The organism is Fictibacillus sp. KU28468, from assembly GCF_026153615.1.
Taxonomy (GTDB): Bacteria; Bacillota; Bacilli; order Bacillales; family Fictibacillaceae; genus Fictibacillus_C; species Fictibacillus_C marinisediminis.
On record NZ_CP110666.1, the window covers coordinates 47,939 to 68,728 of the forward strand.

Annotated in this window: 15 protein-coding genes, 1 tRNA gene, 4 rRNA genes, 1 other RNA gene and 1 other annotated feature; of the genes, 4 read left to right on the forward strand and 17 right to left on the reverse strand. The window is 45.9% G+C overall.

Annotated features, from left to right (window positions below):
• Positions 1–329 precede the first annotated feature (329 nt).
• The 10 genes from rrf (OKX00_RS00270) to tadA form a co-directional block, all read right to left on the reverse strand.
• Positions 330–445: ribosomal RNA gene (rrf, locus tag OKX00_RS00270) — 5S ribosomal RNA — on the reverse strand.
• An 80-nt stretch (positions 446–525) separates the two neighbouring features.
• Positions 526–3,463, reverse strand: a 23S ribosomal RNA gene (locus OKX00_RS00275).
• A 257-nt stretch (positions 3,464–3,720) separates the two neighbouring features.
• Positions 3,721–5,270: ribosomal RNA gene (locus OKX00_RS00280) — 16S ribosomal RNA — on the reverse strand.
• The 16S, 23S and 5S rRNA genes sit together here, the layout of an rRNA operon.
• A gap of 307 nt (positions 5,271–5,577) precedes the next feature.
• Positions 5,578–5,844 (reverse strand): pro-sigmaK processing inhibitor BofA family protein, encoded by a 267-nt coding sequence (locus OKX00_RS00285; protein ID WP_062240420.1) that lies wholly within the window; start codon positions 5,842–5,844, stop codon positions 5,578–5,580.
• A gap of 67 nt (positions 5,845–5,911) precedes the next feature.
• Positions 5,912–6,136: a YaaL family protein gene (locus OKX00_RS00290; RefSeq protein WP_053356287.1), complete on the reverse strand. Its 225-nt coding sequence runs from the start codon at positions 6,134–6,136 to the stop codon at positions 5,912–5,914.
• Positions 6,137–6,154: 18 nt separating this feature from the next.
• Entirely contained in the window at positions 6,155–6,751 is a 597-nt protein-coding gene (gene recR / locus OKX00_RS00295) for a recombination mediator RecR (RefSeq protein WP_053356288.1), read from the reverse strand.
• Positions 6,752–6,761: 10 nt separating this feature from the next.
• Positions 6,762–7,085: a YbaB/EbfC family nucleoid-associated protein gene (locus tag OKX00_RS00300; protein ID WP_053356289.1), complete on the reverse strand. Its 324-nt coding sequence runs from the start codon at positions 7,083–7,085 to the stop codon at positions 6,762–6,764.
• Positions 7,086–7,106: 21 nt separating this feature from the next.
• The gene (gene dnaX / locus OKX00_RS00305) at positions 7,107–8,789 is read right to left on the reverse strand and encodes a DNA polymerase III subunit gamma/tau (RefSeq protein WP_265408986.1); all 1,683 of its coding nucleotides are present in this window, start codon (positions 8,787–8,789) and stop codon (positions 7,107–7,109) included.
• A 111-nt stretch (positions 8,790–8,900) separates the two neighbouring features.
• An RNA gene (gene ffs, locus OKX00_RS00310) (signal recognition particle sRNA large type) lies at positions 8,901–9,166 on the reverse strand.
• 94 nt (positions 9,167–9,260) lie between these two features.
• Positions 9,261–9,758 (reverse strand): tRNA adenosine(34) deaminase TadA, encoded by a 498-nt coding sequence (tadA, locus tag OKX00_RS00315; protein ID WP_091010726.1) that lies wholly within the window; start codon positions 9,756–9,758, stop codon positions 9,261–9,263.
• A gap of 109 nt (positions 9,759–9,867) precedes the next feature.
• Here tadA and OKX00_RS00320 point away from each other — a divergent pair, with 109 nt between their 5' ends.
• The 3 genes from OKX00_RS00320 (at position 9,868) to OKX00_RS00330 (ending at position 11,891) form a co-directional block, all read left to right on the forward strand.
• Positions 9,868–10,470: a cysteine hydrolase family protein gene (locus OKX00_RS00320; protein ID WP_265408987.1), complete on the forward strand. Its 603-nt coding sequence runs from the start codon at positions 9,868–9,870 to the stop codon at positions 10,468–10,470.
• A gap of 114 nt (positions 10,471–10,584) precedes the next feature.
• On the forward strand, positions 10,585–11,226 hold the full coding sequence (locus OKX00_RS00325; protein ID WP_265408988.1) for a deoxynucleoside kinase: 642 nt from the start codon (positions 10,585–10,587) through the stop codon (positions 11,224–11,226).
• Positions 11,223–11,891, forward strand: a complete 669-nt coding sequence (locus tag OKX00_RS00330) for a deoxynucleoside kinase (protein ID WP_053356294.1) — start codon at positions 11,223–11,225, stop codon at positions 11,889–11,891. Before OKX00_RS00325 ends, OKX00_RS00330 begins: the two co-directional genes overlap by 4 nt.
• Positions 11,892–12,238: 347 nt before the next feature.
• Here OKX00_RS00330 and OKX00_RS00335 read toward each other — a convergent pair.
• The 6 genes from OKX00_RS00335 to guaB form a co-directional block, all read right to left on the reverse strand.
• A tRNA-Ser gene (locus OKX00_RS00335) sits at positions 12,239–12,331 on the reverse strand.
• A 105-nt stretch (positions 12,332–12,436) separates the two neighbouring features.
• Positions 12,437–13,711, reverse strand: a complete 1,275-nt coding sequence (serS, locus tag OKX00_RS00340; RefSeq protein WP_265408989.1) for a serine--tRNA ligase — start codon at positions 13,709–13,711, stop codon at positions 12,437–12,439.
• 467 nt (positions 13,712–14,178) lie between these two features.
• Positions 14,179–14,396: a binding site (T-box leader), on the reverse strand.
• Between the two features lie 39 nt (positions 14,397–14,435).
• Positions 14,436–15,020 (reverse strand): pyridoxal 5'-phosphate synthase glutaminase subunit PdxT, encoded by a 585-nt coding sequence (gene pdxT / locus OKX00_RS00345; protein ID WP_053356297.1) that lies wholly within the window; start codon positions 15,018–15,020, stop codon positions 14,436–14,438.
• A gap of 16 nt (positions 15,021–15,036) precedes the next feature.
• Positions 15,037–15,921: a pyridoxal 5'-phosphate synthase lyase subunit PdxS gene (gene pdxS / locus OKX00_RS00350; protein ID WP_053356298.1), complete on the reverse strand. Its 885-nt coding sequence runs from the start codon at positions 15,919–15,921 to the stop codon at positions 15,037–15,039.
• Positions 15,922–16,070: 149 nt separating this feature from the next.
• Positions 16,071–17,375, reverse strand: coding sequence for a serine hydrolase (locus tag OKX00_RS00355; protein WP_416054323.1), 1,305 nt, complete (start codon positions 17,373–17,375; stop codon positions 16,071–16,073).
• 148 nt (positions 17,376–17,523) lie between these two features.
• Positions 17,524–18,981 (reverse strand): IMP dehydrogenase, encoded by a 1,458-nt coding sequence (gene guaB, locus OKX00_RS00360; protein WP_265408991.1) that lies wholly within the window; start codon positions 18,979–18,981, stop codon positions 17,524–17,526.
• Between the two features lie 131 nt (positions 18,982–19,112).
• On the opposite strand from guaB, the gene OKX00_RS00365 reads away from it, so the two are divergent.
• On the forward strand, positions 19,113–20,066 hold the full coding sequence (locus OKX00_RS00365; RefSeq protein WP_265408992.1) for a YaaC family protein: 954 nt from the start codon (positions 19,113–19,115) through the stop codon (positions 20,064–20,066).
• A gap of 554 nt (positions 20,067–20,620) precedes the next feature.
• Here the strand turns inward: OKX00_RS00365 and rrf (OKX00_RS00370) are convergent.
• A 5S ribosomal RNA gene (gene rrf / locus OKX00_RS00370) occupies positions 20,621–20,736 on the reverse strand.
• Positions 20,737–20,790: the final 54 nt, after the last annotated feature.

The window sequence follows — 20,790 nt, forward strand, 5'->3', positions numbered from 1 at the left end:
TTTGGTTGATCCCTCGATGGTTTAATGAAAAATAGAACAAGTAATTAGTTTGTATAGGCTTTATTCTTTCGTATTCTCTTTGAAAATCATCTTTTTGTGGCTAATGGATACGGTTTCGAAGGTTCTGCTTTGTTGTCGGGAGCGTTACTTGCGGTTTTGTACGGTTTACATGCGGCTTCGGCCCTTTTACGTGCGACTTTGAAGGATTTACATGCGGGAATGGAGACTTTACGTGCGACTTTTCACCCTTTACTTGCCAAACCCATCATTTTCATAAAAGAACATACAAAAAAGCACTGCTGGAATCCATCCAACAGTGCTTCGTTCGTGCCCGGCAACGTCCTACTCTTACAGGGGGAAGCCCCCAACTACCATCGGCGCTGAAGAGCTTAACTTCCGTGTTCGGTATGGGAACGGGTGTGACCTCTTCGCTATCGCCACCAGACATATGTAGGTTTTTCAACCTAGTTTGAGGTATATTCCCTCAAAACTAGATAACTTTTCATCCAAACTTCTGATTATTTTAAGGATAAGCCCTCGACCGATTAGTATCTGTCAGCTCCACGTGTCACCACGCTTCCACACCAGACCTATCAACCTCATCATCTCTAAGGGGTCTTACTCACTTGACGTGATGGGAAATCTCATCTTGAGGGGGGCTTCATGCTTAGATGCTTTCAGCACTTATCCCGTCCACACGTAGCTACCCAGCTATGCCCCTGGCGGAACAACTGGTACACCAGCGGTGTGTCCATCCCGGTCCTCTCGTACTAAGGACAGCTCCTCTCAAATTTCCTGCGCCCGCGACGGATAGGGACCGAACTGTCTCACGACGTTCTGAACCCAGCTCGCGTACCGCTTTAATGGGCGAACAGCCCAACCCTTGGGACCTACTTCAGCCCCAGGATGCGATGAGCCGACATCGAGGTGCCAAACCTCCCCGTCGATGTGGACTCTTGGGGGAGATAAGCCTGTTATCCCCAGGGTAGCTTTTATCCGTTGAGCGATGGCCCTTCCATGCGGAACCACCGGATCACTAAGCCCGACTTTCGTCCCTGCTCGACTTGTAGGTCTCGCAGTCAAGCTCCCTTGTGCCTTTACACTCTGCGAATGATTTCCAACCATTCTGAGGGAACCTTTGGGCGCCTCCGTTACAATTTAGGAGGCGACCGCCCCAGTCAAACTGCCCACCTGACACTGTCTCCGAACCGGATCACGGTTCCAGGTTAGAATTTCAATACAGTCAGGGTAGTATCCCACCGACGCCTCCATCGAAGCTGGCGCTCCGACTTCCCAGGCTCCTACCTATCCTGTACAAACTGTACCAAAATCCAATATCAAGCTGCAGTAAAGCTCCATGGGGTCTTTCCGTCCTGTCGCGGGTAACCTGCATCTTCACAGGTACTATAATTTCACCGGGTCTCTCGTTGAGACAGTATCCAAGTCGTTACACCTTTCGTGCGGGTCGGAACTTACCCGACAAGGAATTTCGCTACCTTAGGACCGTTATAGTTACGGCCGCCGTTTACTGGGGCTTCAATTCAGAGCTTCTCCCGTAAGGGATAACCCCTCCTCTTAACCTTCCAGCACCGGGCAGGTGTCAGCCCCTATACTTCGCCTTGCGGCTTCGCAGAGACCTGTGTTTTTGCTAAACAGTCGCTTGGATCTATTCACTGCGGCTCTCTCGGGCGTTAACCCTATCAGAGCACCCCTTCTCCCGAAGTTACGGGGTCATTTTGCCGAGTTCCTTAACGAGAGTTCTCCCGATCATCTTAGGATTCTCTCCTCGCCTACCTGTGTCGGTTTGCGGTACGGGCACCTCTTTCCTCACTAGAGGCTTTTCTTGGCAGTGTAGGATCAGGGACTTCGGTACTGTAATTTCCCTCGCCGTCACAGCTCAGCCTTCACGATTGCGGGATTTGCCTCACAATCAGCCTAACTGCTTAGACGCGCATTTCCAATCGCGCGCTCTCCCTACCTTCCTGCGTCCCCCCGTCGTTCAAACGGAAAGGAGGTGGTACAGGAATTTCAACCTGTTGGCCATCGCCTACGCCTTTCGGCCTCGGCTTAGGTCCCGACTAACCCTGAGCGGACGAGCCTTCCTCAGGAAACCTTAGGCTTTCGATGGACAAGATTCTCACTTGTCTTTCGCTACTCATACCGGCATTCTCACTTCAAAGCGCTCCACCAGTCCTTCCGGTCTGACTTCACCGCACTTCGAACGCTCCCCTACCACTGTACCCTAAGGTACAATCCATAGCTTCGGTGATACGTTTAGCCCCGGTACATTTTCGGCGCAGAGTCACTCGACCAGTGAGCTATTACGCACTCTTTAAATGGTGGCTGCTTCTAAGCCAACATCCTGGTTGTCTGGGCAACTCCACATCCTTTCCCACTTAACGTATACTTTGGGACCTTAGCTGATGGTCTGGGCTGTTTCCCTCTTGACTACGGATCTTATCACTCGCAGTCTGACTCCCGCGGATAAGTCTCTGGCATTCGGAGTTTGACTGAATTCGGTAACCCTGTGGGGGCCCCTAGTCCAATCAGTGCTCTACCTCCAGGACTCTAGCCGCGAGGCTAGCCCTAAAGCTATTTCGGGGAGAACCAGCTATCTCCGTGTTCGATTGGCATTTCACCCCTACCCACACCTCATCCCCGCACTTTTCAACGTGCGTGGGTTCGGGCCTCCATTCAGTGTTACCTGAACTTCACCCTGGACATGGGTAGATCACACGGTTTCGGGTCTACGACAACGTACTATGGCGCCCTGTTCAGACTCGCTTTCGCTGCGGCTCCGCCTTATCAGCTTAACCTTGCACGTTATCGTAACTCGCCGGTTCATTCTACAAAAGGCACGCTGTCACCCGTTAATGGGCTCCAACTACTTGTAGGCACACGGTTTCAGGATCTCTTTCACTCCCCTTCCGGGGTGCTTTTCACCTTTCCCTCACGGTACTGGTTCACTATCGGTCACTAGGGAGTATTTAGCCTTGGGAGATGGTCCTCCCGGATTCCGACGGGGTTTCACGTGTCCCGCCGTACTCAGGATCCACTCAGGAGGGAACGAAGTTTCAACTACAGGGCTGTTACCTTCTTTGGCTGGCCTTTCCAGACCGCTTCATCTACCCCGTTCCTTTGTAACTCCATGTTGAGTGTCCTACAACCCCAGAGGGCAAGCCCTCTGGTTTGGGCTGATTCCGTTTCGCTCGCCGCTACTCAGGAAATCGCATTTGCTTTCTCTTCCTCCGGGTACTTAGATGTTTCAGTTCCCCGGGTCTGCCTTCTCATATCCTATGTATTCAGATATGGATACCATCCCATTACGGATGGTGGGTTCCCCCATTCGGAAATCCCCGGATCAATGCTTACTTACAGCTCCCCGAGGCATATCGGTGTTCGTCCCGTCCTTCTTCGGCTCCTAGTGCCAAGGCATCCACCGTGCGCCCTTTCTAGCTTAACCTTTAACCGAATCAGCTTTTCAGCTGAATCGTTTCACATGATCGTTAGATCATGGGTCTTGCATAATCAGCGCACAACTAATGAATTAGTTGGCTTTGTTTGGATGTTTCGTTATCTAGTTTTCAAGGAACATGGTCCGTGCGCGCAAAAAAACGCGTCACATAACCTCTATTGTTTGAAAGAAACGATGTTCTTTCAAAACCAAACAAAAGCTCAGGTAAGTTCATGAGGCTACTAAGTGCACTCATGTCTCCATAGAAAGGAGGTGATCCAGCCGCACCTTCCGATACGGCTACCTTGTTACGACTTCACCCCAATCATCTGTCCCACCTTCGGCGGCTGGCTCCTAAAAGGTTACCCCACCGACTTCGGGTGTTACAAACTCTCGTGGTGTGACGGGCGGTGTGTACAAGGCCCGGGAACGTATTCACCGCGGCATGCTGATCCGCGATTACTAGCAATTCCGGCTTCATGTAGGCGAGTTGCAGCCTACAATCCGAACTGAGAGTGGCTTTTTGGGATTGGCTCGGCCTCGCGGCTTTGCAACCCTTTGTACCACCCATTGTAGCACGTGTGTAGCCCAGGTCATAAGGGGCATGATGATTTGACGTCATCCCCACCTTCCTCCGGTTTGTCACCGGCAGTCACCTTAGAGTGCCCAACTGAATGCTGGCAACTAAGGTCAAGGGTTGCGCTCGTTGCGGGACTTAACCCAACATCTCACGACACGAGCTGACGACAACCATGCACCACCTGTCACTCTGTCCCCCGAAGGGGAAAGTCCTATCTCTAGGATGGTCAGAGGATGTCAAGACCTGGTAAGGTTCTTCGCGTTGCTTCGAATTAAACCACATGCTCCACTGCTTGTGCGGGCCCCCGTCAATTCCTTTGAGTTTCAACCTTGCGGTCGTACTCCCCAGGCGGAGTGCTTAATGTGTTAACGTCAGCACTGAGGGTGGAACCCCCCAACACCTAGCACTCATCGTTTACGGCGTGGACTACCAGGGTATCTAATCCTGTTTGCTCCCCACGCTTTCGCGCCTCAGCGTCAGTTACAGGCCAAAAAGCCGCCTTCGCCACTGGTGTTCCTCCACATCTCTACGCATTTCACCGCTACACGTGGAATTCCACTTTTCTCTCCTGCACTCAAGTTCCCCAGTTTCCAATGACCCTCCACGGTTGAGCCGTGGGCTTTCACATCAGACTTAAAGAACCGCCTGCGCGCGCTTTACGCCCAATAATTCCGGATAACGCTTGCCACCTACGTATTACCGCGGCTGCTGGCACGTAGTTAGCCGTGGCTTTCTGGTCAGGTACCGTCAAGGTACCGGCAGTTACTCCGGTACTTGTTCTTCTCTGACAACAGAGCTTTACGACCCGAAGGCCTTCATCGCTCACGCGGCGTTGCTCGGTCAGACTTTCGTCCATTGCCGAAGATTCCCTACTGCTGCCTCCCGTAGGAGTCTGGGCCGTGTCTCAGTCCCAGTGTGGCCGATCACCCTCTCAGGTCGGCTACGCATCGTCGCCTTGGTGAGCCGTTACCTCACCAACTAGCTAATGCGCCGCGGGCCCATCTGTAAGCGTCAGCACAAGGCCGACTTTCAAAAAAGAAACAGGCGTTTCTCTTTATCATCCGGTATTAGCTTCGGTTTCCCGAAGTTATCCCCGTCTTACAGGCAGGTTACCCACGTGTTACTCACCCGTCCGCCGCTAACCTCAGAGAGCAAGCTCTCTTTGGTCCGCTCGACTTGCATGTATTAGGCACGCCGCCAGCGTTCATCCTGAGCCAGGATCAAACTCTCCAATAAAGTGTTTGATATAGCTCTTAAAGTTTAAAAATTTATGGGATTGTAAAATCCCTGACTTACCTGGCTTTTGTTTGGTTTTCAAAGAACAAGTTTGCGCCGCTCGTTTTGGCGACTTTATTAGAATACCACATGGTCACCTATCAAGTCAATAACTTTTTAAAAAAAGTTATTTGGTTACTGACTTAGTCAGCAAGCAAAAGAAGCAGCTCAATAAATATACCACCCTTATTCATACGTTGCAAGAGTTTTTTTCAAAATAAAAAAGAGACCCTCTGATTGCCGAACAAATTGCTCGGCAGCAAGAGGGCTATCCTACGATAAAATATTGAATGGCTGCAAGTGAGGCAAGGCCTGGCAAGCCAAGCAGCCCTGATATGAAGACAGTAGCCGCATTGATCGGCACATGTATATCATAGGATGCACCGGCAGTGTTCAAAAAGAACAGCAGCAAAGCTCCGATGGATAATCTGATGAGCATCTGACCTGTCCACCTTAATGGTTTTAACGGCGCCCCGATCAACAGGAGCAGCAGAATTGCACTACCGAGAATGGAAATGACCATCACGGGTTCCATAGTTATCATCCCCCAGCTTCTTTTATAGTAAATGTATGGGGGATGTCCCAAAAAAAGAACAGGAAGACTATTTCAGTCTTCCTGTGGTTACTTTTCTTATTTTAGCCTCTTTTAAGAGAAACAGATACTTGGCCTCAGCGAGCTTAAGTTCATATATAACCTGTTCAGAAGGCTCGACGCTTCTTTCCACCAGGCCTTTTTGATGCGTCCACACTGATTTAACTTGTTGGAGAGTTTCCAGAAGACGTTCATCCCCTGCTTTTCTTAAACGTCCTTTTCGGGAGAAAAACATGCTGTGTGTCTCCTTTTTTTAAATTTCACGTCTGCCTTCCATTGCTTTAGATAACGTCACCTCGTCGGCATATTCCAGATCTCCGCCTACTGGCAAGCCATGAGCGATACGTGTAACCTTAATGCCGGTCGGCTTCAGCAGACGGGCAATATACATGGCAGTTGCCTCTCCCTCAATATTAGGGTCGGTGGCCAGTATAATTTCCTGGATGGTATCATCGGAAAGTCGTTTTAACAGCTCGGCAATCTTGATATCCTCCGGCCCAATTCCTTCTATTGGAGATATGGAGCCATGCAGCACGTGATAAAGCCCTCTAAAGTCCTTCATTTTTTCCATAGCTATCACATCTTTTGAATCATGAACGACACAAATGGTCGTACGGTCCCTGCTGGAATCGTCGCAGATCATGCATGGATCACGGTCTGTTATATGGAAGCAGTTGGTGCAATAGATTAAATTCCGTTTGGCGTTGACGAGGGCACGGCCGAAATCGAGTACATCGTCTTCGCGCATCTCTAATACGAAAAATGCCAGACGGACCGCCGTTTTTGGTCCGATCCCTGGCAATTTCATAAAGCTGTCGATCAGCTTTGATATTGGCTCTGGGTAATGCATATTCCGCCCCCTAGAATAATCCCGGTATGTTTAATCCTTTAGTGAATTTACCCATATCCTGGTTCACGAGCTCATCTACTTTTTTCAAAGCATCGTTTGTTGCTGCAAGCACTAAGTCTTGAAGCATTTCGATATCTTCAGGATCCACTACATCTTCTTTAATATTAACTTCGAGTACTTCTTTATGGCCGTTGGCAATAACAGTAACCATTCCGCCGCCAGCTGTTCCTTCAGCTTTCTTATCCTTAAGATCTTCCTGAGCTTTTGCCATTTCCTTTTGCATCTTCTGCATTTGTTTCATCATATTGTTCATGTTTCCGCCGCCACGCATCATACGTATCGTCCTCCTAAAGGTTTATTCTTTTATTTCAATTAATTCTTCACCAAACAGCTTTTTGGCTTCCGCAATTAAAGGATCTTCCGCTTCAGCCTGGCTGTTGCCGTCCCCGCGCTGCTGCTGCTGGATGAATTCTTTTTTCACAGTATCCCATTCCGGCTGCAGGATGGTTAACATCGTTAGGGACTTCCCTATTGTACTATAAATCACGCCCTCTACACAGCTTCGAATATTGTCGGATGAAGCCATTTGGCTGTGAATTTCATGCTGGAAAGACAACAGGACATCCTGATCGGAACAAGCAACCGGTTCGGCACCGGATAAAAGGGCGTAGACACTCACTTTTTCCGATTTTATCTTTTCCATGATCGCTCCCCAATTGTTTTTCAATTGGACCAAATTCGGTTTCGAAGCTTTTTTCAGCATTTCTTTTATACGGCCTGTATTTGTGCCGCTCCCCCTGCCTGCTGTACGGAAGGTTTTCTTTTCCTGGACAGCAGGGGTAGAAGGATCAGCTGGAGCAAGGGCTACCCCCTTTTCTTTTAGTTCCTTCACCTGCTGTTCCAGTACTTCTATTTTCTTTAAAAGCTCCTGTCCCGCTCCCGCTGATTCCTGTCGTTCTGCCTGACAGATTTTAATCAGGGAAAGCTCGAGGAAAATCTTAGGATGGTTTGTCCATTTCATTTCCTGCTGAGACTGATTAAGGAGTTCTATAACCTTGTAGATCCATGTACGGTCCGTTCCCTGTGACAGTTGCTTAAAATCTTCATCGACTTTTACACGGTCCAGCACTTCTTCAAGTCCAGGAGCTGTCTGATATAAAAGCATGTCACGGTAATAATAGATCAAATCCGTGATAAACCGGACAGGGTCTTTTCCTTCAGCCATTAGCCGGCCGGCAACATGGAGTGCTTTTGCAACATCCTGTTCTTTGAAGGCTGCTGCCACTTGCGACAAGAATCCCTGTGACACTGCTCCGGTTACAGCAAGAACGTCTTCTACCCTGACTTCATCTTCACTGTAGGATATTGCCTGATCGAGCAGGCTGAGTGCGTCGCGCATTCCGCCTTCTGCTGCCCGGGCAAGCAAATGCAGGGCGTCATCATCAGGAATAATGCTGTTGGAGTCCAGGATCGTTTTCATCCTGTCCACGATCGATTGGCTGGAAATGCGTTTGAAATCGAACCTTTGGCACCGTGAAATGATGGTCAGCGGAATTTTATGAGGCTCTGTCGTAGCAAGTATAAAGATAACATGCGGTGGAGGTTCTTCCAGTGTTTTAAGCAATGCGTTAAACGCTCCGGTTGAAAGCATGTGTACCTCGTCAATAATGTAAACCTTATAGCGGACAGCTGACGGTGCAAATTTTACCTTGTCGCGGATATCCCGGATGTCGTCTACCCCGGTGTTTGATGCTGCGTCAATCTCTAATACATCAGAGATCGAACCGTTCGTGATTCCAATACAGTTATCACACTCATTGCATGGTTCCGCTGTAGGGGCTTTTTCACAGTTTACTGCTTTTGCAATGATCTTTGCTGCACTTGTTTTTCCGGTTCCCCTCGGGCCTGAGAATAAATAGGCATGGGAAAGCTTGTCCTGCATTAGTGCGTTCTGGATTGTCTTGGTGATATGTTCCTGACCGACCACATCATGAAAGGACTGCGGCCGCCAGACACGGTAAAGCGCTTGATAGCTCATCCCATGCCCTCCTTCATTCATTTCGTCAATTTGCTCTATCTTCTATTATACTGAAAACGAACAAAAAACTCACCCCATAAGGAGTGAGTTGTTGTTTGAATATATAAAATGCCGCGCACCTCTCTTTGGTGTAGCCAACCTATGCGTTACGCAAGCAGTTAGCTCGATCCAGGCTGCCCCACGGCACACGAAGATGACCACTTACTGCTGCTTCCTTCCGGACCTGACAGGGTTCATGGGTCTCCGTTGCGCAGGACCCGAATGTCAACACCACTTACTTGCGTCAGACCATACGCAGGACTAACCGAGGAGAGGAATTCAGCCTCGCTACAGCGGATTGCGAGTACAGGGCACCGCTACCTCCCCGCCTAGCGCGACAAAGTGTATAACGTTATTTAGGCACATATCAAATGTGCAAGATTAAGTATACAACGGTGATGCTAAAAAATCAACCCGCACCAGATATTCCCATCAAAGGCTGCTCTGATTTTTTTTCTTTTCCTTGTTCCGTTTTCTGAGTCCCCTGAAAAAAGCAGACAGCATCTCACTGCACTCCTGCCCGCGCACGCCGGGAACGACTTCGCATTGGTGATTGAAGCGCTCCTCCTCCAAGAGGTTCATCAGCGTTCCTGCACAGCCGCCTTTTGGGTCATGTGCGCCAAAAACCACACGGTCAACTCTGGAGAGAACGATGGCCCCAGCACACATGGCACAAGGTTCCAGGGTAACATAAAGTGTACTTCCGGTAAGCCGCCATGTGCCTTTATTCTTGCATGCTTGATCAATAGCGATCAGTTCGGCATGGGCAACTGCACGGTGTTCGATCTCACGGCGGTTATAAGCCGCAGCGATGACCTCATCATCCATCACCAATACTGCACCGATTGGAACTTCACCAAGTTCTTCTGCTTTTCTGGCCTCATCCATCGCCAGGGACATATAATGTTCATCTTTTTCATTTTGAAGCATCATTCCGACTCCATCTTTGTATTTTATGTGATTATACATAAGGTTTGGCCAATAATAAAGAGAGGAATAGTTATGGATGTGCAAAAAGACGTAAAGGAGTGGATTTCATATGTCCTCAACACCATCTTATCCACCGGTTGCTCTCCTTATTATAGATGTTATCAATGATTTTGATTTTCCGGAAGGCCACATGCTCATTGAACAGGCACTGCCTATTGCCCCGAACATTGCAGATCTCAAAAATAAAGCCAAAGAGAACGGCATTCCAGTTATCTATGTGAACGATAATTTCGGAAAATGGCAGTCCGACCGAAAGAAACTGGTTAATTACTGCCTTGAAAAGGAAGGGAAAGAATTTGTCGAGCAGCTCGTGCCTGAGGATAACGATTTTTTCATTATTAAACCCATGCATTCAGCCTTCTTTTCAACACCATTATCCACGCTGCTGCATGATATGAAAATAACAACTTTAATACTCGCGGGCTTGGCCGGCAACATTTGTGTCCTGTTTTCGGCAAACGATGCATTCATGCGTGATTTCACGCTCTATGTGCCGGAAGACTGCTCCGCTTCCAACATTACTGAAGATAATGAACGGGCTATTCTTTTAATAAAAAATACATTGAGAGCCGATACTTCCTCAAGCCATGAACTTAACTTTAAACAAATCATAAAAGAGGCGGAACAAAATAAAAAACGGACAATTCTATAGAATGAAGAAGATTTTAATTTAATAGTATTTTGTTCTATTCCCTCCGCCCTTCATATGCTACAATATTTTCTGTCTGTTATTTTTTTGTAATTGAAAATAGGGAGGAAAAGCAGCATGAATTCTACCCCCTTTATTGCAGTTGAAGGGCCAATTGGTGTTGGAAAAACATCATTAGCAAAAGCCATCTCAGAACACTATAAATTTAAGCTGTTGAAAGAGATCGTTGAAGAAAATCCGTTCTTGGGGAAGTTTTACGATAACATCGAAGAGTGGAGTTTCCAGACAGAGATGTTCTTTTTATGCAACCGCTACAAACAGCTTGAAGATATACAAATACACTACTTAAATCAAGACATTCCGGTTGTGGCTGATTACCATATTTTTAAAAACCGCATCTTTGCGGGCCAGACACTCGCCGCCGATCATTATAATAAATATATGCAGATTTTCGATATTCTCACGAAAGACATGCCTGTGCCCAATATGATCATCTATCTGAACGCCAGCCTTGATACGCTGCTGGAACGCATAGAACTTCGGGGCAGAAATATCGAGAAGCAGATCGATCCATCATACTTAATGAGACTCATCAATGATTACGAAATGTTTATGGCGGCTTTTCAAAACGAGCATCCTGAGATCCCTGTTCTATCTTTTAATGGTGATGAACTGGATTTTGTCACTCAAAGCAGTGACAAGGAAAAGATATTTGCTGCGATTGAAGCCACCTTGCATAAAGGAGAACTGACTCGATGAATTTAGCCGAAAAATACAGCATTCCCTCAGATGCAGTCATCACTATTGCAGGTACGGTCGGAGCCGGTAAATCTACACTGACTTCAGCTCTCGCTCAAGCCTTAAACTTCAGAACATCAATGGAAAAGGTCGACAACAATCCGTACCTGGATAAATTTTATAAAGATTTTAAGCGATGGAGCTTTCATCTTCAGATTTTCTTTCTAGCTGAACGTTTTAAAGAGCAGAAGAGAATGTTTGAATACGGCGGAGGCTTTATTCAGGACCGGTCAATCTATGAGGATACAGGCATCTTTGCAAAAATGCATTACGATAAAGGGACAATGTCCGAAGTGGATTATGATACGTATACGCGTTTGTTTGAGGCAATGGTTATGACCCCTTATTTCCCTCACCCGGATGTTCTGATCCATCTCGAAGGATCGCTTGATGATATCTTGCAGCGCATTAAACAGCGTGGCCGTCAGATGGAACAGGATACACCTGTTGAATATTGGGAAGAGATGTATGAACGCTACGAACAATGGATTTCTAACTTCAGCATCTGCCCCGTCCTTCGCTTGAACATCAATGATTACGATCTGCTTCATGATCCTGAATCACTCGAAAAAATTATGGCGAAGATCGGCCAAAAGATTGAAGCCAAAAGAGAAGTCCGGTTATAAAAAAGAAGTGCCTCCGATGATGACGGAAGGCACTTTTTTTATTAGCGATTTATCTCCTATATAGGCTGAAAAATAAAAAGCTATTTTCGCAACCTTTGTTGCTCTTGAAAGTGGTTGATTTCCATTCCAGGCTGCTCGCTTTCCGCGGGGCGTGCGGTGAGCCTCTAGGCGCATGCGCCTGCGGGAGTCTCACCTGTCACGCATATCCCGCTGGAGTCTCGCACCTTGCATTCCAATCAACTTGTCAAGGAGGTAATCTAGACAAAAAATCTTCACTAAGCAACAATCTTTTGGAAAAAAGCCAAATAAAAAAACATCTGCACAGCGGCAGATGTTGAAATTATGTATGGAGGAGGTAGAGGGATTCGAACCCCCGCGGGTTGTTACACCCCTGTCGGTTTTCAAGACCGATCCCTTCAGCCGGACTTGGGTATACCTCCATGGTCTTACTGACAAAAATAATAATACCATGTGACTCAATTATATGTCAACATTCTTTTATAAAAAAATGAAAAAGGAAGGAGTAAATCCTTCCCTTTCTCTTTTTACTTGATAACTTCTTTGTTCCCCATATATGGGCGAAGCACTTCAGGGATGACGATAGAGCCGTCTTCCTGCTGATAATTCTCGAGGATGGCAGCTACGGTACGGCCGATTGCCAGTCCTGATCCGTTCAGTGTATGAACAAATTCAGGTTTCCCTTTCGCTTCGCGGCGGAAGCGGATTTGCGCCCTTCTCGCCTGAAAGCTTTCAAAGTTAGAACAAGAAGAAATTTCACGGTACGTTCCGTAGCTCGGCAGCCATACTTCAATATCGTACTTCTTCGCAGCAGTAAATCCTAAATCAGCTGTACACATGCTCAATACACGATATGGAAGCTTTAACAGCTGAAGAATTTTTTCTGCATGGCCTGTCAGTTTTTCAAGCTCTTCATAAGACTCTTCCGGTTTCACGAAACGGACAAGCTCTACTTTATTAAACTGATGCTGACGGATGAGACCGCGTGTATCACGGCCAGCAGATCCCGCTTCAGATCGGAAACAAGCGCTGTATGCAACATAACCTTTCGGAAGCTCTTCGGCAGTTAAAATTTCATTGCGATGAAGGTTGGTTACCGGAACTTCAGCAGTCGGGACCAAAAAGTAATCTTCTTCGCGGATTTTAAATGCATCTTCCTCAAACTTCGGCAGTTGCCCAGTTCCTGTCATGCTTTCTCTGTTCACCATGTAAGGAGGCAAGATTTCAGTATAGCCATGCTTATCTTCATGGTAGTCCATCATAAGGTTGATCAAAGCTCGTTCAAGGCGTGCTCCCGCTCCCTTATAAAAAGCAAAACGGCTTCCAGTTACTTTAGCGGCTCTTTCAAAATCGACGATATCAAGATCTGTCGCCAAGTCCCAGTGAGCTTTTGGTTCGAATGCAAACTCCTGAATATCTCCCCAATGGCGTACAGGTACATTATCGTCCTCTGTTTCACCAACCGGTACACTTTCATGAGGCAGGTTCGGCAGTGTGAGCATCAGGTGGTTCAGATCCTCTTCCACCGTGCGCAGATCGTCATCGATGGATTTAATCCGGTCTCCCACTTCACGCATCTCTGTGATCAAGTGGTCGGCATCTTTCTTTTCACGCTTGAATTCCGCTACCTGTTTGGATACTTCGTTACGTTTAGACTTTAATGTTTCTGTTTCACCAATCAGTTCACGGCGCTTTTCATCCAATTCAACAAAACGGTCCAAGCCTGTTAAGTCTTCTCCCCGTTTGCTTAATTTCTCTTTTACTTCATCAAAATTCGCCCGAACATATTTCAAATCAAGCATGTTTCTTCCTCCTTTAATCAATAACCTTTTTCTGACAAAACCCAAATAGCTGAAGAAATCCGTAATTGTGGCCCGGTATCCGTTCAAAAAACAAGGAGTTCGAGGCGCCGCTGATTCCGAGGACCGGAGTTTAGTATACCTAAATGAGGATCCGAGGAAATCAAGGCAACGGAGAAATCCGCTGCTTTGCCCGAGTAGCCGAACAAGAAGCAAGGAGTTCGAGGCGCCGCTGATTCCGAGGACCGGAGTTTGGTATACCCCCCAAATGAGGATCCGAGGAAATCAAGGCAACGAAGAAATCCGCCGCTTTGCCCGAGTAGCCGAACAAGAAGCAAGGAGTTCGAGGCGCCGCTGATTCCGAGGACCGGAGTTTGGTAAACCCCAAATGAGGATCCGAGGAAATCAAGGCAACGAAGAAATCCGCCGCTTATTGTTCGGCGTACAAATACAAAAAACTCCCGTCCCTATAAAGGGACGAGAGTTAACCCGCGTTGCCACCCTAGTTGCAAGTAAATACACCTGCCACCTTGTCATTGATAACGGACAATGTATACCGGGAAAGCTTACGTTTAATTTCAGCTTCCCACTCAAGGATGGATTCACAAATGACTTTGGTCGGTTTACACCAGCCACCGACTCTCTAGGCAAAGATCATTTTGCTACTGGTTCCTGTCAGCGATTTAACAAATAATGTTTGTATAGTAATGTACAATATTTTCCGCTTTTATGCAATAACCTTTTTCTTCTGAGATGCCATTTCTACAAAAAACTGGTGAAGACGGTAATCATCGGTCAGTTCCGGGTGAAAAGCTGCACATAGGAAGTGTCCTTGTTTTGCAGCAACGATACGGTCATTATGAACAGATAAAACTTCTACTTCTTCCCCGACTTCTACTATATAAGGAGCTCTGATGAAAACACCATTCACATCTTCGCCTACACCTTCAATGTGCAAGTCAGCTTCAAAGCTGTCCACCTGCCGGCCGAATGCATTTCTCTCAACGGTCATGTCAATGAGCTCGAGGTGCGCATGGTCTTGACCTTGAATGCGTTTTGCCATGAGGATTAGGCCTGCACATGTACCGAAAACTGGCTTTTCTTGTGCAAACTCCTTCAATGGTTCAAGGAAATTATATTTATCGATCAGACGCCTCATCGCAGTGCTTTCGCCGCCTGGGATCACAAGCCCGTCCAGATCATTCAACTCTTCAATACGCTTTACGCTCACTGCTTCTGCGCCGCTTTCTTGCAAAGCTTTAATATGTTCTCTCACAGCGCCTTGCAGGGCAAGAACACCAATTTTAATCATCGCGTTGCTTCCTTTCTTACCAGCCTCGTTCCTGCATGCGGTCTCCAGGAAGTAGCGTAGAGATCTCGATTCCTTTCATTGCAGTACCGAGTCCTTTTGATAGTTTAGCAATCAATTCATAGTCTCTGTAGTGAGTGGTTGCTTCTACAATCGCACGGGCAAATTTCTCAGGGTTTTCGGACTTGAAGATTCCTGATCCGACAAATACTCCGTCAGCGCCTAACTCCATCATTAATGCTGCATCAGCAGGAGTGGCTACGCCGCCAGCTGCAAAGTTAACGACAGGAAGACGTCCGTCTTTTTTGATTTGAAGAAGGATTTCATATGGTGCTCCAAGATTTTTAGCCTCAGTCATGAGTTCATCTTCACTCATAGCTGCTACCTTGCGGATTTGGCCTTGAATCATGCGCATATGTCGAACAGCTTCCACGATGTTTCCTGTTCCAGGCTCACCCTTTGTACGAAGCATAGAAGCGCCTTCTCCGATACGGCGGGAAGCTTCCCCAAGATCACGGGCTCCACATACAAAAGGAACTGTGAAATCACGTTTGTTCAAGTGGAATACTTCATCCGCAGGAGTAAGTACTTCACTTTCATCAAGGTAATCAACACCCATTGATTCAAGAACACGTGCTTCCACGATGTGTCCGATTCTAGCTTTCGCCATTACAGGGATACTGACTGCATTTAGTACTTCCTCTACGATTGTAGGATCCGCCATGCGCGCTACTCCGCCCGCTGCACGAATATCTGCTGGAACTCGTTCTAACGCCATAACGGCTACTGCTCCGGAAGCTTCGGCAATTTTAGCTTGCTCTGCATTGATAACGTCCATAATGACGCCGCCCTTTTGCATTTCAGCCATTCCGCGTTTTACACGATCTGTACCTGTCTTTAACATGCTACATATCCCCCTGTTTATTTATTAACTCTTTTATGAGTTTTTTAAATAATCAAATTCACATTCATTTTAACGTAAAACCAATAAATTCGCTAGGATTTAAAAAATACTCTTCAAAAGCAATGCTTTTGAAGAGTATTTCATCAAGATCAGAACCAGCCTTTTACAGTGTCAACTGCAGAATCCCAGACACCGCCAAAAAAATGGCCAGTACCTCTCATGGCAAGAACAAACCAATTGGCTTTTTCTACTGCCTTGGTCGTTACAACACTAGCTTGCCCTTTACCGGATCCGTCATTCAGCAAATAGCCGTGATCCGCATCTTTACCTGTATATTTCAATTGAATATGGCCGATTGTTTCACCTTTTTTTAGAGGGGCTTTCAATTTGCCGTCGTTATCCAGGTGCTTCTTATCGATCACAAGCACTGGTTTATAATTTTGCTTTTCACCATTTTTCACAAGCATTGAAACCGGTTCTTTTGTTGCAATCCCAACTTCTTTCTCTTTTCCTTGGATAACAGGAAGAGTTTTTTGTTTCTTCAGCTGATAGCCTTTTGGAAGAAGTGTTTCTTTTGTATAGTTGGAAAATCCGTAATCAAGCAATTGTTTCGTCTCACCAAACCGGCCTGCATAGCTGTTCGATTTCATAAGAACAGAAATCAACCGTGTTCCATCTCTTTTCGCTGTAGCTGCAAAAGAGTAACCCGCATTGTCCGTAGTACCCGTCTTTAGTCCGTCTACTCCCTTATACCCATAAACGAGGGACGGAAGCATCCAGTTCCAGTTCTTCATCATGATTTTATCGTCAGTCCCAGGACGGAACCATTTGGATGGAATACTTGCTGTATCTAAAACTTTAGGATAGTCACTGATTAATTTGAATGCAAGGATCCCTACTGATTTTGCGGACATCTTATTTTCATCCGTCTTGCTCCCAACGGAATCATACCCTTGGAGGTCATTGTTGTTCAGACCTGTACTGTTAACAAAACGAGCATCCTTGATTCCCATTTTTTTAGCTTTGTCGTTCATCATCCCGACAAACTTGGACTCTTTACCATCGCCAACAAGCTCTGCCAATGCGATCGAAGCACCGTTTGCAGAATAAATGGCCATAGCTTCATATAATTCTTTTACTGAATATTTATAATCACTTCGCAATGGTACGTTTGAAAGGTCTCTGTTTTGAGAAATTTTATGTGCATAATCACTAATGGCTGTTTTTTGATCCCATTGGATTTTGCCTTTTTTAATCGCTTCATTGACCAGGTATTCAGTCATCATTTTTGACATACTGGCTGGCGGCAATACTTGATCGGCTTTATTTTCGTATAAAATCTTACCTGTATCTCCATCAACTAAAATTGCCGTCTCCGATTTTGTTTTCAATTCCGGAGCAGCGCTTGCTTTTTCTGAATATCCAAATACACTGGCTGATAGCATTGAAACCATGACAGCTGAAAAAGTAAATCCTCTAAGTTTGTTGCCGAACAAAACTGACACCTCCATACAATTTACACAAACGTAATTGTACCATAGCAATATACAAAAAAATAGACAGAGGAATGACCTCTGTCCACTTTTTTTATAAAATCCATCTTTAGACTGAATAATTTGGTGCTTCTTTGGTAATTTGTACTTGGTGAGGGTGGCTTTCTCTTAATCCAGCACCGGTAATCTTAACGAACTTAGAATTATTTTGAAGCTCCTCTAATGTAGGAGTTCCGCAATATCCCATACCTGAACGAATTCCGCCGATCAGCTGGAACAATGTATCAGCCAGTGGCCCTTTATAAGGTACTCGACCTTCAATGCCTTCTGGAACAAGTTTTTGATTATTTTCCTGGAAATATCGGTCGCGGCTTCCTTGCTCCATGGCCCCGATCGATCCCATCCCCCGGTAAACTTTAAATTGGCGCCCTTGGTAAATTTCCCGTTCTCCTGGGCTTTCGGTTACTCCGGCAAGCAAGCTACCGAGCATAACAGCATTTCCGCCTGTAGCAAGAGCTTTCACGATGTCTCCCGAATATTTAATGCCTCCGTCAGCAATGATCGGAATTCCGTGCTTGCGAGCTTCTGTTGCGCAGTCATAAATGGCCGTAATTTGAGGCACACCTACACCGGCAACAACACGGGTCGTACAGATCGATCCAGGCCCGATTCCGACTTTAACCACACTTGCTCCAGCTTCGATCAAATCTTTTGTCGCTTCTGCTGTTGCTACGTTTCCAGCAATGATGGTAAGTTCAGGGTATTTAGCACGAACTTCTCTTACTTTAGTCAATACACCTTCAGAGTGGCCATGAGCCGTATCGATGACGATAACATCCACTCCTGCTTCGACCAATTTATCAATGCGAACCATCGCATCTTTTGTTACCCCTACTGCCGCACCAGCCAGCAAACGACCTTGGCTGTCTTTTGCAGAATTAGGGAACTCAATAACCTTTTCGATATCTTTTATTGTAATTAATCCTTGAAGAGTGCCTTCATTATCGACCAATGGAAGCTTTTCAATCTTATGCTTTTGAAGTAATTGCTCTGCTTCTTTTAGGGTAGTTCCTACTGGGGCAGTCACAAGATTTTCTTTCGTCATTACATCTGAAATCTGAATGGAGTAATCTTCAACAAAACGAAGATCACGGTTGGTGAGAATGCCTACAAGCTTCTTATTTTCATCAACAATGGGAACACCGCTGATTCTGTATTTCCCCATAAGATGTTCAGCATCAAAAACTTGATGATCAGGTGTAAGGTAGAACGGATCAGTAATAACTCCGCTTTCAGAGCGTTTTACTCTGTCCACTTGCTCTGCCTGCTGTTCGATAGACATGTTTTTATGGATAATACCTAATCCGCCCTGGCGAGCCATGGCAATCGCCAATTCTGCCTCTGTTACCGTGTCCATTCCAGCGCTTATAACAGGGATATTTAACTGTACAGAATCTGAAAGACGTGTCTTCAATGAAACATCTTTTGGCAAAACAGAAGATTTTGCCGGCACTAAAAGCACATCATCAAACGTTAATCCTTCTTTTTCAAACTTGCTCTCCCACATGCATACTCCACCCTTCTCTTCAATTAACTTCCTGAAAAATATTATTTGTAGATTAACAACTGGATAAACTACTGTCAAGGAAGGAACAATAAGTCTAACTTTTCAAAAAATAACACGGAGGTGAGCGCCCGGTGTCCGATGCAAATACCTGGTCATTATACTACAGTTTTTTTTCCTCAAGCAGGGCGCAAAAATACCTTTACGGCTGCTACGAAAACGCTGGAATTGAGCAGGCAGAAAGCAAAAGCTATCAAAACTGCTATCCCTTCATTTATTTTCTGGAACATGGAAAGAAATATTATGACCTGGCAGGTACAGCACCGACTGAACTCCAGCCGGTTTTACTGTTCTATGGCATGATCCAGCTGCTAAAGGCGTGCATACTGACCGTTGACCCTGACTATCCAGAAAACAGTTCTGTTCTTGCCCACGGTGTAACAACCAGGAAACGTAAAAAGAAGTATTATGAATTTCTTCATGATGAAGTGAGGATTCAGAGGAGCGGTCTTTTTAATCACTTTTCCACTAAATTGTTTCATGTGAAACATGCAGAAGGCGAAAAGCTTAAGATGAATGATATTATGGCTCTTATACCCGAATTGAGAGATCTTTTTCTTCATGTTCATAACGAAGATATAAACGTTCAAGTAATGCGAAACGATCAGGAGCTTATTATTCCCATTGATGTGCTAGATGGTCTCCATATGAACACCGGAAGACTGATCTCCTTTCTCAATGAAAACCCGGAAATCACCTTTCAACTTTTAAAAGAAACAAAAGAACATATCATTGTTCATTCTTCCAAAGAACTCCATCCCCTTGAATGCGAACCATTCAGCTATCACACTAACGGTTCATATTATCTCTACAGCAGCCGAAGAGAGATGAAAGAATTGAATGAATGCATGATTCATTATGCTGTTCTTTATAACCTGAGCATGCTGTGCCGATATGAGACCGAGTGGTGGAGTGATATCTTTCATTCCTATACTACCAATGATCTCCCTTTTATCAAGGAATTCCTATCCATTACACGTACAAAAATGCCCTATTTGCTTGGACAATTCCTGCAGCGGAAAGGGTGAGCAGGATTCTTGATTTAAAAGAGTTTCGTGGGTGCTTGAGGGAGGGCTCTGAGGGCTCGAGGACCAGAAAAGGGTGATTCAGGCGGACTTCCTTGGGTGATTTGGATCGTTACTTGCGGATTTGGTGGGTTTACTTGCGGATTTGGCTCGTTTACTTGCGGTTCGACAGCGTTTACTTGCGATTTCACAGCCGTTACTTGCGATTCAACAAGATTTACTTGCCTATCACGTCATTTTCATACTTATTTGGTTGATCCCTCGATGGTTTTAGTTTGTATTGACTTTATCCTTTCGTGTTCTCTTTAAAAATCCTTTTTTTGTGGCTAAGGGATAAGGATTTGAAGGTTCTACTTTGTTGATTCGGGATCGTTACTTGCGGGTTTGTACGGTTTACATGCGGCTTCGGCCCTTTTACGTGCGACTTTGAAGGATTTACATGCGGGAATGGAGACTTTACGTGCGACTTTTCACCCTTTACATGCCAAACCCATCATTTTCATAAAAGAACATACAAAAAAGCACCGCTGGAATCTTTCCAACAGTGCTTCGTGCATGCCCGGCAACGTCCTACTCTTACAGGGGGAAGCCCCCAACTACCATCGGCGCTGAAGAGCTTAACTTCCGTGTTCGGTATGGGAACGGGTGTGACCTCTTCGCTATCGCCACCAGACATATGTAGGTTTTTCAACCTATTTTGAGGTATATTCCCTCAAAACTAGATAAC